This window comes from Sphingomonas sp. Leaf25 (genome assembly GCF_001421635.1).
Classification (GTDB): Bacteria; Pseudomonadota; Alphaproteobacteria; order Sphingomonadales; family Sphingomonadaceae; genus Sphingomonas.
The window spans coordinates 59,860-76,187 of the sequence record NZ_LMKU01000033.1; the positions used below are offsets into that span (position 1 = coordinate 59,860).

Here is a 16,328-nt window from a genome sequence, read left to right on the forward strand (position 1 = left end):
GGGGGTGAATCGTGCCGAAGGAGGGTTGCGCCCATGACCGAACTCGACCTTCCCGAGCCTGAGACGAGCGAACTGGACGAGGACGACCGGCTCAAGCCCGAATTCGTCCGCGCGGTCTGCGACGCGGTCGAGAACGGCGACGACGAGGCGGTGCGCGACCTCGTCGAGCCGCTCCACCCCGCCGATCTGGCCGACCTGTTCGAACTGGTGCCGGGCGAACAGCGCGCGGCGCTGGCGGCGGCGATCCCCGAGCGGCTGAACGGCGATGTCCTCGCCGAGATGAACGACTGGGTGCGCGACGCGGTGATCGACGCGCTCACCGCGACGCAGGTCGCCGATCTGGCGGCGCAGCTCGACACCGACGACGCGGTCGCGATCATCGAGGATCTCGACGATGACGATCAGCGCGCGGTGCTGCGCGCGCTCGACCCCGACGATCGCGCCGCGATCGAGGAGGCGCTGTCCTACCCCGAGGAATCCGCCGGCCGCCTGATGCAGCGCGAGCTGGTGGCGGTGCCCGAACACTGGAGCGTCGGCGACGCGCTCGACTATCTGCGCGCCGACGAGGTGCTGACGACCGACTTCTGGGAAATCTTCGTCGTCGATCCCGCGCACAAGCCGGTCGGCACCTGCCAGTTGTCGTGGATATTGCGCACCCCCCGCTCGGTCGCGATCGCCGATGTGATGGCGCGCGAACAGACGTTGATCCCGGTCGACATGGATCAGGAGGAAGTGGCGCTGCGCTTCCAAAAATATGCACTGATCTCGGCCGCCGTGGTCGACAGCAGCGGGCGGCTGGCCGGCATGATTACCGTCGACGACGTGGTCCACATCATCCAGGCCGAGGCGGGCGAGGATGCGCTGCTGCTGTCGGGCGCCGGCGAAGGCGACATCAACGAACCGATTCGCGATTCGTACAAGGCGCGGGTGCGCTGGCTCATCACCAACCTCATCACCGCGCTGCTGCCCGCGACGATCATCGGCGCGTTCGGCGCGACGATCGACCGGATGGTGACGCTGGCGGCGCTGATGCCGATCGTCGCCGGCTTGGGCGGCAATGCGGGCACGCAGACGATGGCGGTGACGGTCCGTGCGCTCGCCACCAACCAGTTGACCCAATCGAACACGCTGCGCGCGATCCGGCGCGAAATGGTGATCGCGCTGATGAACGGGCTGACCGTCGCCGCGCTGATCGGCACCGGCGTGACCCTGTGGTTCGGCAATCCGCAACTGGGCGGGGTGATCGGCGTCGCGATGCTGCTTAACGTCGTCATCGCCGGCTTCGCGGGGGTGTTCGTGCCGCTGACGCTCGACCGGTTCAACGCCGACCCGGCGGTCGCCTCGTCGATCTTCGTGACGATGACCACCGATTCGATGGGGTTCCTCGTGTTCCTCGGCCTTGCGACCGTCAGCGGACTGACCGCTTGAGGCGGGCGGCCGCGCTCCCCATCTGGACGCCGTGCCGCTTCACCTGACCAAAGTCGCCTTCGCCATCGATCATGTCGAACAGCTCGCCGAGCGGCTGGCCACGCGCCATGCCGAAGGCGGGGCGCTGACCACGCGCTATCTGCCCAAACGGATCGCCGAACTGGAGGGCGGCTCGCTCTTCTGGATCCTGAAGCACCGGCTGGTCGCCCGCTCGCCGATCCTCGGCTTCGGCGAGGCCGACGGGGGCCGTGTCGCGATCCATCTCGGGCCGAAGCTGGTGCTGGTCGAAGCCCGCCCGAAACGCGCGCATCAGGGCTGGCGCTATCTGGAGGCGGCCGACGCACCGGCCGATCTCGGCGGGGAGGGGAGCGGCGCCGACGAGCTGCCGCCCCGGCTGATCGGGGAGCTGATGGCGCTGGGGCTGCTGTAGAGAAGAAGTCTGGGTTCGCGCGGAGGCGCGGAGACGCGGAGGAGGGTGCGGCTCCTGATCGTTCCGCGTCAGCGGAATTGTCCTCTCATGCTCTCAACGATTCGGCCGACAGATCGCTGCGCGATCCGGCAGCACCGGACGCAACCCCTCCGCGTCTCCGCGCCTTCGCGTGAAACCGAATCTTCGCAGGCACGTCTGGAGCAGGAACCTCGGATTCGGCGGTTGCGGCGGATCATAATCCGCAGGGCTTCGCGCGTCCAAAGTTGACAAAGTTTACACTTGCGACGCGAATGTAGGCGAAATTGGGGCAGGTTGCGCGGCCGCTATTCTGACGGTGGGAAAGAGCGGCGATCAGGTTAGCGGTGTCCCTGCGTGTAGGACAGTCGCCGCTGTCGGGCCCGGCCTACACCACCAGTCCCGGATACGCCGCCCTCGCCGCCGCGATCTTCGGCTTGTCCCAGCGCATGATATACGGATGCGACGGGTTCCGCCGCGCGAAGTCCTGATGATAGGCCTCCGCCGGATAAAAGGCCCCGCCCTCGATCCGCGTCGCGATCGGCTTGGCGAACGCCTTCGCCCGCGTCAGTTGCGCGATATAGCGTTCGGCGGTCAGCTTCTGCGATCCGTTCTGCGGAAAGATCGCCGAGCGGTAGCTGGGGCCGCTGTCGGGCATCTGCCCGTTCACCTGCGTCGGATCATGCGCGACCGAGAAATAGACACGCAACAGCGTGCCATAGCTGACGATTCGCGGATCATAGGTGATCCGCACCGCCTCGGCATGGCCGGTGCGTTCGGTCGATACCTGATCGTAGCTGGCGGTCGCCTTCGTGCCGCCGGCATAGCCGCTCGTCACCGATTTCACGCCCTTCACCTGCTCGAACACCGCTTCCATTCCCCAGAAACAGCCGCCCGCCAGTACGGCGGTGGCGAGACCGGGGGTCGGCGGCACGTCGCTGGCGACGGTCGGGATCGGCACCGCGCGGGTGGCGACGGCGGGAGACAGGGTCAGCACGGCACCACCCAGAACGGCGGCCACGAGCGACACGGGAATCAGCGGATGCATGACGGTTCCTCGGCAAGAATGCGAGGCCGCCGATATGGGGAACGCGACCGCTCCCCGCCAGATCAGCCGAGCTGTTCGATCACCGCCGGTGCGGTGTGGACCGATTTGGCTTCGCTGGGGCCGGCGAACTGCACCGCGACCAGCGCCACCGCGCCAAGCGCGAAGCCGCTGATGAAATGGCGAAGGAAACCGGTGCGCGTCTGTGTCATCTGTCTCGTCCTCTTGCCACCGCAACGCGACCGGGAGGGGCGCGCCATCGGACGGCAGGAGCCGCCCGTTCGTTCGAGGCAAGATATAGTGGGTGGGGGTGAACCGCCGCTGGCGCGTCCGTTCATCTCGTCGACAGCCTCAACCATGTTGCGAGTGCGAAATCAAGCGGCGGGTCGTATCGTTTCGGCAACGCTGCGTTGCCGTTCGGTGTCGCTGCGCCGTGCGCGCTTGGCGGCGTACATCGCATCGTCCGCCTCGGCGAGCAGCCGTTCGACCTCCGACAGCGGGCCGCAGGCGGTGCCGATGCTGACCGTCACCGGCAGATCTTCGGGCGCGACGGCGCAGACCGTATCGGTGAAGCGCTGCGCGATCCGCGCGCTGGCCTGGTCGGCCGCCGCGCGATCGGCACCGGGCAGCACGCCGACGAACTCGTCCCCGCCCCACCGAAACACGCTGCCCCCCGCCGCCAGCACGTTCTGCGCGACACGGGTGGCGATGCCGAGCGCGGCGTCGCCCACCGCATGGCCGCAGCGATCGTTCAACTGCTTGAACAGGTCGAGATCGATGACCAGCACCGCGCCGCGGCCCTGCCATTGCTGGCGTATCCGGTCGAAGGCGGTGCGGTTATAGGCCCCGGTCAGCCCGTCGCGCTCGGCCAGCCGCGCCAGTTGCTGCTGCCCGCGCTCCGCCTCCAGCGCGAACAGCGAAAAGCCGCGGAACAGGATGAAGGTGATCGCGATCGCGACCAGCCATGCGGCGATCCCGCCATGCTGCCCGGTCACGCGCGTGCTGACCTGTCCGTCGAACGCGCTGATCGACCGGGCGAGGAACAGCGGCACCGTCGGCGCGAACAGCGAAAAGACGATCCAGCCGGTATGCAGCGATTCGCGCCGCGCGATCCGCCATGCGACCAGCGCGGTCGCCCCGTCGAACAGCGCGCGCACGATGCTGAGATACCCGACGCGGGCACCGATCGCGGTCGGATCGGTCGACAGCAGCAGCGGCACCCCGCCGATCGCCGCGGCGATCAGCAGCACCCGGTTGCTGCCGCCGGGATGGGCGAAGTTGCGCATGCCGGCAAAGATCGCGGCATAGGCAAGGATCGCCAGCGGATTGCCGATCCACGCGATGATATAGGGCGCGCCCATGTCGCGCAGCAGCGCGACCGAGGAGGTGAGCCCGAGCAGGATGTGGCCGAATCCCCACCATGCCGCCCAGCGTCCGAACCGCCCGGTCGCCCATGGCACGATATGGACCACCCCCGCGACGATCGACGCGAAGGATACCATGACGTACAGGGTAGACAGATCGAGCAACCGGGCCTCGCGCTTCACCGAAGCACCGGCCGATAGCGGCAAATCGCTAATAGTCCGTTTTGATACGACCGGTCGCGACGCGCCGGCCGGGGAAGGGCCTGCCCGGCGGCACAGCCCGTTCCCCGCGCCTTCGCGCGAAGCAGAAGCGTTATTTCAGCGCGTGTGCCGCGGTGCGAATCCGCGCGCATGCCTCGCGCAGCAACTCGTCCGACGTCGCATAGCTGATCCGCATCGCCGGCGAGAGGCCGAAGGCGGCACCCTGCACCGCCGCGACCTTGGCATCTTCCAGCAGATAGCCGACGAAATCCTCGTCGGTATCGATGCGCTTGCCCCCCGGCGTCGCCTTGCCGATCAGCCCCGATACTTCGGGGTAGACATAGAAGGCGCCGTCGGGCGTCGGGCAGGTGACACCGGGAATCGCGTTCATCTCGGCCACCACCATGTCGCGGCGGCGCAGGAAGGCGGCGTTACGCTCGGCGAGGAACGACTGGTCGCCGTTCAGCGCGGCGACGGCGGCGGCCTGCGCGATCGAACACGGGTTGGAGGTCGACTGCGACTGGAGCTTGGCCATCGCCTTGATGAGCCATCCCGCGCCGCCGGCATAGCCGATGCGCCAGCCGGTCATCGCATAGGCCTTGGAACAGCCATTCACGGTCAGCGTGCGGTCGTAGAGGCCCGGATTGACCTCGGCGACGGTGGCGAACTCGAACCCCGGATAGACGATATGCTCGTACATATCGTCGGCGAACACCCAGACATGCGGATGCCGCTCGATCACCTGCCCCAGCGCGCGCAGCTCGTCACGGGTATAGCCCGCGCCGGTCGGGTTCGACGGCGAATTGAGGATGACCCACTTGGTCCGCGAGGTGATCGCCGCTTCGAGCTGTTCGGGGGTGATCTTGTAATTCTGCGCCGCGCCCGCCGCGACGAACACCGGGGTGCCCCCGGCGAACTGCACGACGTCCGGGTAGCTCACCCAATAGGGCGCGGGCACGATCACCTCGTCGCCCGCGTCGATCGTCGCGACCAGCGCGTTGAACAGCGTGTGCTTGCCGCCGACGTTCACGCTGATCTGGTTCGCGGCATAGGTCAGGCCGTTGTCGCGCTTGAACTTCGCGGCGATCGCGTCCTTCAATTCGGCGGTGCCGTCGACGTTGGTATATTTGGTCTTGCCCGCGCGGATCGCCGCGATCGCGGCATCCTTGACGAAATCGGGCGTGTCGAAATCGGGTTCGCCGGCACCCAGGCCGATGACGTCGACGCCCTGCCGCTTCAGCTCGAGCACCTTCGACGTGATGGCGAGGGTCGGCGAGGGATTGATGCGATCGAGCGCGGCGGAGGGCTTCATGGGTCGTCCGATGCTGTTGGGAAAGAACGCGCGCCGCTTAGCCCGGCATGGGTCCTTCCGCAACCAGCCGCGCACGAATCAATCCACGAACCGCGTTGCCGATGTAAAATCCTTGCGCGAGATCGGCCGGGGTCAGCGGCATCTCCACCGCCTCGCCCCGAGCGATCAGCTCGCCGCGCAGCACGCCGGGCAATAATCCGTGCGCCAGCGGCGGGGTGAGCAACTGCGCGCCGCCACCGACGAAGATCGAGGTGAAGCTGCCCTCGGTCAGCTCGCCGCGCGGATTGACGAACACTGTCTCGAAACAGCCCGGCGGCGGCGCGGGCCAGAACCGCCGGTCGCTGGTCTTGTGTGCCACCCGCACGTCGTCGCACGCCACCGGCAGCGCGGCGAGCGCCACCGCGACCGGCCCGGCGGGCGTCGCGGGCAGCGGCTGCACGTCGATCGCGGTCGCCCCGCTGCGCGACAGCAGCAAGCGTACCCGCATCGCCTTGCGCAGCCGAAAGGTCGCCGCCTGCAGGTCGTTGCGCGTGGCATGGCGATCGAACGCGAAGCCCAGCGCGCGCGCGCTGTCGTGCATCCGCGCCAGATGGCGTTCGAGCAGCGGGATGCCGGTGATCGGATCGAACGCCATCGTCTCGACCAGATCGAACCGCGGGGCGGGCAGGTCGAGGAACCGCGCCTTGGCGAGACATTCGCGCCATTCCTCCGCCGGCACCGAATCGGCGACGATTCCCGATCCGAGGCCGATCGTGGCGTGGAGCCCGCCGGCGGGCAGGTGAAGCGTGCGAATCGCGACGTTGAACGACGCATCGCCATTCCCCGCGATATGGCCGATCGCCCCGGTATAGATGCCGCGCGCCCGGCCCTCGATCGCGTCGATCGCCTGCATCGCCCGCCGCTTGGGCGCGCCGGTGATCGATCCGCAAGGAAACAGGGCGCCGATCGCGTCGACCGCGCCCTTGCCCGGCTGCACCGTCGCGGTGACGTGCGACACCATCTGGTGGATGCTCGGATAGGTTTCGACGACGAACCGCTCGGGCACCGCCACGCTGCCCGGCACCGCGATCCGCGACAGGTCGTTGCGCATCAGGTCGACGATCATCAGATTTTCGGCGCGCTGCTTGGGATCGGCGGCGAGGGCGGCGGCGGCGGCGGTGTCCTTGGCAGGATCGGGATCGCGCAGCGCGGTGCCCTTCATCGGCCGCGCGGCGATTCGCCCGCCCTCGACCGAAAAGAACAGCTCGGGCGAAAACGACAGCAGCCAGTCCGCGCCGGTCCACACCAGCGCGCCATGGCCGGCGGCGGCACGCGGCCGGATCGCGGCATAGAGCGCGACCGGATCGCCCGCGACCGGCAGGGTGGCGGCAAAGGTCAGGTTCGCTTGATACAGATCGCCCGCCGCGATCAGTTCGAGCACGTCCTCGCACTGGCGCAGATAGGTGGCATGATCGATGTCGGGCACGACCGGCCCGGCCCATGCCCCGGCGGGGTCGGGCAGGATCGCGGGCACGTCGACCGGTTCGGCGGCATCGAACACCCCGAACCACAACAGCGGCGTGGGCGCGGGGCGGTGGGGCACGCCGGGGATCAGGCCCGCGCTGGCATCATAGCCGACGAACCCCGCCACCGCGCGCCCGTCGGCGACCTCCGCCGCCAGCGCGTCCAGCGCCGCCGGCACCGCCGCCATGGTATCGGCGCGGACGATCCGCATCGGCGCGCGATACAGGAGCGCGCGTCCCCCCGGCCGGGCATCGTCGAGCAGCACGAAGGGCCGGGTCGTGTCGAACATCCCGCCCGCTTGCCGGTTGCGCGCCTGCGATGCAACGCTTTGTGTACCCCGCGTTAATCAACTAGGGCTTTCCCCATGACCCCATCCCCCATCCGTGCGGCGATCGTGCCGGTGACGCCGCTGCAACAGAATTGCACCCTGATCTGGTGTACGAAGACGATGCGCGGCGCGTTCGTCGATCCCGGCGGCGACCTGCCCAAGCTGCTCAGGGCCGCCGAACAGCACGGCGTGACGATCGAGAAGATCCTGCTGACCCACGGCCATATCGACCATTGCGGCGAGGCCAAGCCGCTGGCCGAGCAACTGGGCGTGCCGATCGAGGGGCCGCACGAGGCCGACCGCTTCTGGATCGCGCGGCTGGACGAGGACGGCCGCAACTGGGGCATGCCCGGCGTGCCGTTCGAACCCGACCGCTGGCTGGGCGAGGGCGACATCGTGACGGTCGGCGAGGCGCGTTTCGCGGTGTACGAGACGCCGGGGCATACGCCGGGCCATATCATCTTCCACCATGCCGACACGAAGTTCGCGCTTGTCGGCGACGTGCTGTTCCAGGGATCGGTCGGCCGCACCGACTTTCCGCTGTCGGACCATCAGGCGCTGCTGACCTCGGTCGTGACCAAGCTGTGGCCGCTGGGCGACGACACCGCCTTCGTTCCCGGCCATGGTCCGGGCAGCACCTTCGGCCATGAACGCCGGACGAATCCGTTTGTCGGTGACAAGGTACTGGCCACGCGCTAACCCTTGCCCTTGCAACCTTTGCCAGAAACGCTATAGGCGCGGCTCGCTTCGCGACCAGCCTGCCTGCCGGTCCGGCGGGTCGTCGGTCCTGAATTCGGTCCGGCGCTTGCCTGGGCCGCGTTGGCAGTTGGTGGTGAAACCGCCCGATCCATAAGTCATAAAGGTGCCGAAATGGCAGTTCCCAAGAGAAAGACCTCGCCCTCCAAGCGCGGTATGCGTCGCAGCCACGATTCGCTGAGCGTCGAGTCGTTCCAGGAATGCCCGAACTGCGGCGAACTGAAGCGTCCGCACAACCTGTGCAACGCCTGCGGCCATTACAACGGTCGCGAAGTCGTCTCGGTCGAAGCGTAAGCTACCGTACCGGACAGGGAAGAACGCATGGCCGACGGGTCCTGGATCGCCATCGATGCGATGGGCGGTGACGGAGGGCTCGCCACCATGTTGGCGGGCGTCGCGCATGCGCGACGGCAGCAGCCGGACATGCGCTTCCTGCTGGTGGGCGACGAGGCGGCGATTCGCGCCGGGCTCGATTCGCACCCCAATCTTTCCGCCGCGGCGGAAATCGTCCACGCGCCCGAAGTCGTCGGACCGTCGGACAAGCCCAGCCAGGCAATTCGCCGCGCCAAGACGACGTCGATGGGTATCGCCATCGGTCTGGTGAAAGCGGGCCGCGCCACCGCCGCCGTCTCCGCCGGGAATACCGGCGCGCTGATGGCGATGGCCAAGCTCGCGCTGCGCACCATGCCGGGCATCGACCGGCCCGCGCTCGCCGCGCTGCTCCCCAGCCTCGGCGACAATGATCTCGTCATGCTCGACCTCGGCGCCAATGCCGAGTGCGACGCGCGCAACCTCGTCCAGTTCGCGGTGATGGGCGCGGCCTATGCCCGCACCGCGCTCGATCTCGAATCCCCCCGCGTCGCGCTGCTCAACATCGGGACCGAGGAGCTGAAGGGCATCGACAGCGTGCGCGAAGCCGCGGCGACTCTGCGCGCCTCCCCGCATCTGCCGATGACCTTTGCGGGCTATATCGAGGGTGACCGCCTGTCGCGCGGTCAGGTCGACGTGGTCGTCTGCGACGGTTTTTCGGGCAATATCGCCCTCAAGACCGCCGAGGGCACCGCGCGATTCGTGGCCGACCTGCTCAAGCGGGCGTTCCGTTCGTCGGTCCGTTCCAAGATCGGCTTCCTGATCTCGCGGCCGGCGACCGAGTTGCTGCGGCATCACCTCGACCCCAACAACCATAATGGCGCGGTCTTTCTCGGCCTCAACGGGCTGGTGGTCAAAAGCCATGGCAGCGCCAATGCCGCCGGTATCGCGAACGCGATCCAGGTGGCGTCGAAGATGGTGCGCGACGACCTGACCCGCCGGATCGCCAGCGATCTCGCCGGTATCGAGGCGCAGGCGGCATGATCCGCGCGCGGATCACCGGCACCGGATCGGCGCTGCCCGAACGGCGGGTGTCGAATGCCGAACTGGCCGAGCGGGTCGATACCTCCGACGAATGGATCGTCGAGCGTACCGGCATCCGCTTCCGCCATATCGCCGGCGATCACGAAACGACCGCGACGCTCGCCGCCGATGCCGCGCGCGCCGCGATTGCCGCCGCCGGGATCGATGCGGCACAGATCGACCTGATCGTGCTGGCCACCGCCACCCCTGACCAGACGTTTCCGGCGACCGCGACCAAGGTGCAGGCGATGCTCGGCATCGACGATTGCGTCGCGTTCGACGTGGCGGCGGTGTGTTCGGGCTTTCTCTATGCGGTGCAGGTCGCCGATGCGATGCTGCGCGCCGGCGTCCACCGCCGCGCGCTGGTGATCGGCGCGGAGACGTTCAGCCGCATCCTCGACTGGGAGGATCGCACCACCTGCGTCCTGTTCGGCGACGGTGCGGGCGCGATCGTGCTGGAGGCCGACGACTCCGGCGACGGTCGCGGCATCCTGTCGACCCGGCTGCATGCCGATGGCCGCCACAACGGCCTGCTCTATGTCGACGGCGGCCCCTCGACCACCGGCACCGTCGGCAAGCTGCGGATGAAGGGCAAGGAAGTGTTCCGCCATGCCGTGGTGAACCTCGCCGCCGTCATGGGCGAATCGCTCGAACTCGCCGGCCTCACCTCCGACGATGTCGACTGGGTCGTGCCGCATCAGGCCAATGCCCGCATCCTCGATGCGACCGCGCGCAAGCTCGGCCTTCCACCGGCCAAGGTCGTCGTCACCGTCGACCGGCACGCCAATACCTCCGCCGCCTCGGTGCCGCTGGCACTCGACACGGCGGTGCGCGACGGCCGGATCAAGGCCGGCGACCTGATCGTGCTGGAGGCGATGGGCGGCGGCTTTACGTGGGGCGCGGCGGTAGTGCGTTGGTAACGCTCATCCTTTTGGATTTTTGAATCTTCGTATACGTCGTGCTAGCCGGTACGCTGGCTTTAAGCAGGAGACGATCATGACCACCGCTGGCACGCTGACCCGCGCCGACCTCGCCGAAGAAATGCACCGCGAGATCGGATTGTCGCGCGCCGATTCGTCGCGTGTGGTCGAACAGATCCTCACCCATTTGTGCGAAGCGCTGGCCAAGGGCGAGAACGTCAAGATTTCGGGCTTCGGCAGCTTCGTGCTGCGCGACAAGGGCGAACGGGTCGGCCGCAACCCCAAGACCGGCGTCGAGGTGCCGATCGCGCCGCGCCGCGTGCTCACCTTCCGCGCCAGCCAGATGATGCGCGACCGCATCGTTGCCGACTGATCCGGCCCCGCGTGGCCGATAAATCCGCCACCGCCTATCGCACCATCGGCGAGGTCGCGCGCGAACTGGGCGTGCCCCAGCATCGCCTGCGCTATTGGGAAAGCCGTTTCCCGCAGGTCAAGCCGGTCACGCGCGCCGGCGACCGCCGCTATTACGCCCCGGCCGATGTCGACCTGCTGCGCCGCATCCACACGCTGCTGGGGCAGGACGGCTATACCGTGCGCGGTGTGCAGGCGCTGCTGACCCGCGAGGCCGAACCGCCGGTCCCCTCGCGCATCGACGAACTGCACGCGGTGCGCCGCCTGCTGAGCGACGCGCTGGCCGAAGCGGGATAGGCGGCCACGATCGGCCCGGGACCGATCGATGTTCGGCATTGCCGGCCGAAGCAGCCACCCCTTTCGTCACCCCGGACTTGTTCCGGGGTCCGCCTGGCCTCAGACGCTGTCGATAAAGCTTCAGGGCGCACCGACTGCCGAACCGTGGACCCCGGAACAGGTCCGGGGTGACGACGTACGAAAGAAGGTTGATCGGCCCAAGGGGCCGTTTCCAAACCGCCGCCAACCCCGTGCTTTCCTGCGCGACCAAACCTGCTACACCGCGCGGGCGATGAGCGTATCCCCTTCCGAGACCGATCCCCGCCCCGCTGTTTCCTGGCGGACACGGTTCGCGCGTATCCAGCGACGCTGGTGGTTCCGTATCCCGGCGATCGCCGCGCTGCTCGCCGGGATCGGCGTGTTCCTCATCTGGCTGCTGCTGTGGCGGACGCTGCCGTCGGTCGATTCGCTGCGCGCCTATGAACCGCCGCTGCCGACCAACGTGCGCGGGATCGACGGGACGCCGGTCCACAGCTACGCCCGCGAACGCCGCGTGCAATTGTCCTATGCCGAATATCCGCCGCTGCTGGTCCGCGCGTTCCTCGCGGCCGAGGACCGGACCTTCTTCGAGCATCACGGCGTCGACTATCCCGGCATCGCCGGCGCGATCCTGACCAATTTGCGCAGCGACCGCCGCCCGGTCGGCGCATCGACGATCACGCAACAGGTCGCCAAGAACCTGCTGCTCACCAACGAGGTGAGCTATGTCCGCAAGGCGAAGGAGGCGCTGCTCGCCTACCGGATCGAGGATGCGCTGACCAAGCAGCAGATCCTCGAACTCTATCTCAACCAGATCGCGCTCGGCCGGAACGCCTTCGGCGTCGAGGCCGCCGCCCATGCCTATTTCGGCAAGGAACTGCGCGAGCTGACGCTGCCGCAAATGGCCTATCTGGCGATTCTGCCCAAGGGTCCGTCGAATTATACGCCCGAACGCGGCTACGATCGTGCGATCGGCCGGCGCAACTGGGTGCTGGGCGAAATGGAGCGCAACGGCTTCATTACCCCTGCCCAGCGCGCCGAGGCGGTCACGCAACCGCTCGGCGCGATCCCGCGCCAGACGCCGCGACAGGAACTGGCCGGCGGCTATTTCATCGAGGAAGTCCGCCGCCAGTTGCTCGACCGCTTCGGCGAGAAGGAAACCGACGGCCCCTACAGCGTCTATGCCGGTGGCCTGTGGGTGCGCACCTCGCTCGACCCGGCGATCCAGGGCGATGCGCAGGACGCGCTGCGCGCTGGCCTCATCCGCTATGATTCGGGGCGCGGCTGGTCCGGCCCGCTCAACAAGCCGCGCGCCAAAATCGAGGACGGCAACTGGCAGCAGGCGCTGATCGGCACCAACATCGGCCTCGATTATCAGGACTGGCGCGCAGCGATCGTCATCGCCAAGTCCGATGCCTCGGCGCAGATCGGGTTTGCCGATGGACGGACGGGCACGCTGCCGCGCTGGGCGGCGACCATGCCGGTGCGGGGGCTGGGCGGCACCGCCTTCGCCGCGATCGAACCGGGCGATATTCTCGCGGTCGCGCCCTCGGGCGGCGACTGGGCGCTGCGCTCGGTGCCGCGCGTGTCGGGCGGCATGGTGGTCGAGGACCCGCGCACCGGCCGCGTGCTGGCGATGCAGGGCGGGTTCGATTACCGCCTGAGCGACTTCAACCGCGCGACGCAGGCGATGCGCCAGCCGGGCTCGACGATCAAGCCGATCGTCTATGCCGCCGCGCTGGAAGCGGGGATGACCCCGGCGTCGATCATCGTCGACGGGCCGTTCTGCGTGAATCAGGGCGGGCGGCTCGGCACCAAATGCTTCCGCAACTTCGGCGGCGGCGGGTCGGGGCCGCACACGATGCGCTGGGGCGTCGAACAGTCGCGCAACCTGATGACGGTGCGCGCCGCCGCGCAGACCGGCATGGAAAAGGTTAATTCGCTGATCCAGCGCGTTGGCGTCAGCGACGACCGGTTCCCGCCCTATCTCTCCTACGCGCTGGGCGCGGGCGAGACGACGGTGCTGCGCATGGTCAATGCGTACTCGATCCTCGCCAATCAGGGCCGCGAGCTGAAACCCACGGTCATCGATTACGTGCAGGACCGGCGCGGCAAGGTGATCCTGCCCGAAAACTGGCGCGGCTGCGACGGCTGCAACGCCCCCGACTGGAACGGCAAGGCGATGCCCCGCCCGCAGATCAGGGCGCGGCAGGTGATGGACGCGATGAGCGCGTATCAGATGGTCCATATCATGGAAGGCGTCATCCAGCGCGGCACCGCCACCACGCTGCGCGACCTGAACCGCCCGATCATGGGCAAGACCGGTACGTCGACCGGCCCCACCGACGTGTGGTTCGTCGGCGGCACGCCGCAGATGATCGCCGGCCTGTATCTCGGTTACGACACGCCGCGCAATCTGGGCGGCTATGCGCAGGGCGGCACCATCGCCGCGCCGATCTACAAGGCGTTCGCGACGAAGGCGTACAAGGATGTCGAGGTGCTGCCGTTCCGCGCGCCTGCCGGCATCCGCATGGTCCGCATCGATCGTGGCAGCGGCCGCCCGGTCTATGGCGCATGGCCCGGCACCGATCCCAAGGCCGGAGTGATCTGGGAAGCGTTCAAGCCCGAGACCGAGGCGCGTCGCGCCACCGGCCGGCTGGGCGAGGCGCGCGCCCCCGTCACCCGCGATCCCGCGCGCGCGGTGCAGCGCCGCGAGGCCGCCGCTCCCCGCGACAGCGACTTCTTGCAACGCGAAGGGGGAATCTACTAGCGCCGCCCCCATATCGGCGGCATCCCCCGTTCCTGACGTTTTATCCCGGAGTTTTTCCCCATGCGCGCCGAAGCGCAAGCCCATGTAGACAAGATCAACGATGCGCTCTCGCTGTTGCGCCGCTTCCTCGACTGGGACCGTGCGCTGCGCCGGCTGGACGAGCTGAACGCGCGTGTCGAGGATCAGGCCCTGTGGAACGATCCCAAGGCCGCGCAGGAAGTGATGCGCGAACGCCGCCGGCTGGACGAGGCGATCACCGCCACCCGCACCATCGAACGCGATCTGGCCGACACCGTCGAGCTGATCGAGATGGCCGACGAGGAAGGCGATACCGAGATGGCCGAGGAGGGCGTCGCGAATCTCGCCGACCTCGCCCGGCGCGCCGATCACGACAAGGTGCAGGCGCTGCTGTCGGGCGAGGCCGACGGCAACGACACCTATATCGAGATCAACGCCGGCGCCGGCGGGACCGAGAGCCAGGACTGGGCCGGCATGCTCAGCCGCATGTACACCCGCTGGGCCGAACGCCGTGGGCTGAAGGTCGAACTGGTCGACCAGCATTCGGGCGAACAGGCGGGCATCAAGTCGGCGACCTTGCTCATCAAGGGCGAGAATGCGTACGGCTTCGCCAAGACCGAGGGCGGGGTCCATCGCCTCGTCCGCATCAGCCCGTACGACAGCGCGGCACGGCGGCACACCTCGTTCGCTTCCGTCTGGGTCTATCCGGTGATCGACGACAATATCGAGGTCGAGTATAACGAAAGCGACCTGCGCATCGACACCTATCGCGCATCGGGGGCGGGGGGCCAGCACATCAACACCACCGATTCGGCGGTGCGCATCACCCATATCCCGACCGGCATCGTCGTGCAGTGCCAGAACCAGCGTTCGCAGCACAAGAACAAGGCCGAGGCCTATAACCAGCTTCGCGCCCGTCTGTACGAGCGCGAACTGGCGATCCGCGAGGCGGAGGCCAGCGCCGAGAACGCGACCAAGACCGACATCGGCTGGGGCCACCAGATCCGGTCGTACGTCCTGCAACCCTATCAGATGGTGAAGGACCTGCGCACCGGCGTCGTCTCGACCGCGCCGGGCGACGTGCTGGACGGCGCGCTCGATCCGTTCATGGCCGCCGCCCTGTCGCAGCGCGTGACCGGTGAGGCGGTGGAAGTCGAGGATGTCGACTGAGATGCGCTGGCTGCTCCTCCCCGTGCTGTTGCTGGCCGGCTGCGACGCGACGCAGCCGCGTGCCGCCAATGCGCAGCACGAGGAGGACAAGCCCGACTTTCCGAGAGCCGATCGCCCGGTCGCGACGATCGTGTCGGCGCGCTGGTCGACCGAGGAGGCGCGCGACCGGCTGAACGAGGCCGAAGCGGTGATGAACCTCGCCGGCATCGCGTCGGGCATGACCGTCGCCGACATCGGCGCGGGCGAGGGCTATTACACCATCCGCCTTGCCCAGCGCGTGGGGCCGGACGGGCGGGTGCTGGCCGAGGACATCATCCCCGAAATCCGCGACGCGCTGGCGACGCGCGTGGCGCGCGAACGGCTCGACAACGTCAGCGTGCGGCTGGGCGAGCCGGACGATGCGAAGCTGCCCGAAAACAGCTTCGACCGGGTGCTGATGGTGCATATGTACCACGAGATCGCCGAGCCTTATGCGTTCCTGTGGAACCTGCGCCCCGGCTTGCGCCCCGGCGGGCGGGTAGTGGTGGTCGACGCCGAACGCCGAACCCAGAACCACGGCACCCCGCCCGCGCTGCTGCGCTGCGAATTCGCGGCGGTCGGCTACCGCCAAGTCGCGCTGCAACGCATGCCCTCGGCCGGCGGCTATATCGCGATGTTCACGCCCGAGGGTGCGCGTCCTCGCCCCGAGGACATCAAGCCCTGCCGCCTCCCCGGACCAAAGCCCACGCCATCGCCAACCGGCAATCACCGCGGCTGACGTTAGGCAGGATTGATTCACGCGAAGGCGCGAAGGGCGCGAAGAGGAAGGATTTGTCGCGCAGAGGCGCGGAGAGCGCTAGGCCCGATCGACATTCAATGAAATGGCTTCCCAGTCTGCTCCCCTCCCTGACAAGGGAGGGGCCGGGGGTGGGTCGGCCCGAGAGGAAACGTCCGCGCTCCACCACCGGCCG

At 68.2% G+C, this 16,328-nt stretch carries 16 protein-coding genes; 11 read left to right on the forward strand and 5 right to left on the reverse strand.

Annotation, left to right across the window (positions count from 1 at the left end):
• The first annotated feature begins 33 nt into the window (after positions 1 to 33).
• Together mgtE and ASE78_RS15310 are read left to right on the forward strand one after the other, a co-directional pair.
• Complete coding sequence (gene mgtE, locus ASE78_RS15305; protein ID WP_055762171.1) at positions 34 to 1,428, forward strand: magnesium transporter; 1,395 nt, start codon at positions 34 to 36, stop codon at positions 1,426 to 1,428.
• A gap of 31 nt (positions 1,429 to 1,459) precedes the next feature.
• Complete coding sequence (locus tag ASE78_RS15310) at positions 1,460 to 1,858, forward strand: DUF1489 family protein (RefSeq protein ID WP_056498277.1); 399 nt, start codon at positions 1,460 to 1,462, stop codon at positions 1,856 to 1,858.
• 403 nt (positions 1,859 to 2,261) lie between these two features.
• Here ASE78_RS15310 and msrA read toward each other — a convergent pair whose 3' ends face one another.
• The 5 genes from msrA to pabB all read right to left on the reverse strand — a co-directional run bounded on the left by msrA (position 2,262) and on the right by pabB (position 7,587).
• Positions 2,262 to 2,921 (reverse strand): peptide-methionine (S)-S-oxide reductase MsrA, encoded by a 660-nt coding sequence (gene msrA, locus ASE78_RS15315; protein WP_056498280.1) that lies wholly within the window; start codon positions 2,919 to 2,921, stop codon positions 2,262 to 2,264.
• Positions 2,922 to 2,983: 62 nt separating this feature from the next.
• Entirely contained in the window at positions 2,984 to 3,130 is a 147-nt protein-coding gene (locus tag ASE78_RS18785; protein WP_156349230.1) for a hypothetical protein, read from the reverse strand.
• Between the two features lie 162 nt (positions 3,131 to 3,292).
• Entirely contained in the window at positions 3,293 to 4,465 is a 1,173-nt protein-coding gene (locus tag ASE78_RS15320; protein WP_056498282.1) for a GGDEF domain-containing protein, read from the reverse strand.
• Between the two features lie 130 nt (positions 4,466 to 4,595).
• The gene (locus ASE78_RS15325; RefSeq protein WP_056498284.1) at positions 4,596 to 5,795 is read right to left on the reverse strand and encodes a pyridoxal phosphate-dependent aminotransferase; all 1,200 of its coding nucleotides are present in this window, start codon (positions 5,793 to 5,795) and stop codon (positions 4,596 to 4,598) included.
• A gap of 37 nt (positions 5,796 to 5,832) precedes the next feature.
• Positions 5,833 to 7,587: an aminodeoxychorismate synthase component I gene (pabB, locus tag ASE78_RS15330; RefSeq protein ID WP_056498286.1), complete on the reverse strand. Its 1,755-nt coding sequence runs from the start codon at positions 7,585 to 7,587 to the stop codon at positions 5,833 to 5,835.
• A 75-nt stretch (positions 7,588 to 7,662) separates the two neighbouring features.
• On the opposite strand from pabB, the gene ASE78_RS15335 reads away from it, so the two are divergent.
• From ASE78_RS15335 to ASE78_RS15375, 9 genes are all read left to right on the forward strand, one after another.
• Positions 7,663 to 8,325: an MBL fold metallo-hydrolase gene (locus ASE78_RS15335; protein WP_056498288.1), complete on the forward strand. Its 663-nt coding sequence runs from the start codon at positions 7,663 to 7,665 to the stop codon at positions 8,323 to 8,325.
• Positions 8,326 to 8,496: 171 nt separating this feature from the next.
• Positions 8,497 to 8,676, forward strand: coding sequence for a 50S ribosomal protein L32 (gene rpmF, locus ASE78_RS15340; RefSeq protein WP_055762192.1), 180 nt, complete (start codon positions 8,497 to 8,499; stop codon positions 8,674 to 8,676).
• A gap of 27 nt (positions 8,677 to 8,703) precedes the next feature.
• On the forward strand, positions 8,704 to 9,735 hold the full coding sequence (plsX, locus tag ASE78_RS15345) for a phosphate acyltransferase PlsX (RefSeq protein ID WP_055762195.1): 1,032 nt from the start codon (positions 8,704 to 8,706) through the stop codon (positions 9,733 to 9,735).
• Positions 9,732 to 10,694: a beta-ketoacyl-ACP synthase III gene (locus tag ASE78_RS15350; protein ID WP_056498290.1), complete on the forward strand. Its 963-nt coding sequence runs from the start codon at positions 9,732 to 9,734 to the stop codon at positions 10,692 to 10,694. Before plsX ends, ASE78_RS15350 begins: the two co-directional genes overlap by 4 nt.
• A gap of 76 nt (positions 10,695 to 10,770) precedes the next feature.
• Positions 10,771 to 11,067, forward strand: coding sequence for an integration host factor subunit alpha (locus tag ASE78_RS15355; protein WP_055762201.1), 297 nt, complete (start codon positions 10,771 to 10,773; stop codon positions 11,065 to 11,067).
• An 11-nt stretch (positions 11,068 to 11,078) separates the two neighbouring features.
• A complete protein-coding gene (locus ASE78_RS15360) occupies positions 11,079 to 11,402 on the forward strand; it encodes a MerR family transcriptional regulator (protein WP_056498292.1) in 324 nt (107 codons plus the stop codon).
• A 271-nt stretch (positions 11,403 to 11,673) separates the two neighbouring features.
• Positions 11,674 to 14,190: a penicillin-binding protein 1A gene (locus tag ASE78_RS15365; protein WP_056498294.1), complete on the forward strand. Its 2,517-nt coding sequence runs from the start codon at positions 11,674 to 11,676 to the stop codon at positions 14,188 to 14,190.
• Positions 14,191 to 14,250: 60 nt separating this feature from the next.
• On the forward strand, positions 14,251 to 15,378 hold the full coding sequence (gene prfB, locus ASE78_RS15370; RefSeq protein ID WP_056498296.1) for a peptide chain release factor 2: 1,128 nt from the start codon (positions 14,251 to 14,253) through the stop codon (positions 15,376 to 15,378).
• Positions 15,368 to 16,135, forward strand: a complete 768-nt coding sequence (locus tag ASE78_RS15375; protein ID WP_056498299.1) for a class I SAM-dependent methyltransferase — start codon at positions 15,368 to 15,370, stop codon at positions 16,133 to 16,135. The genes prfB and ASE78_RS15375 overlap by 11 nt, the downstream gene beginning before the upstream one ends.
• The last annotated feature ends 193 nt before the right edge of the window (positions 16,136 to 16,328 follow it).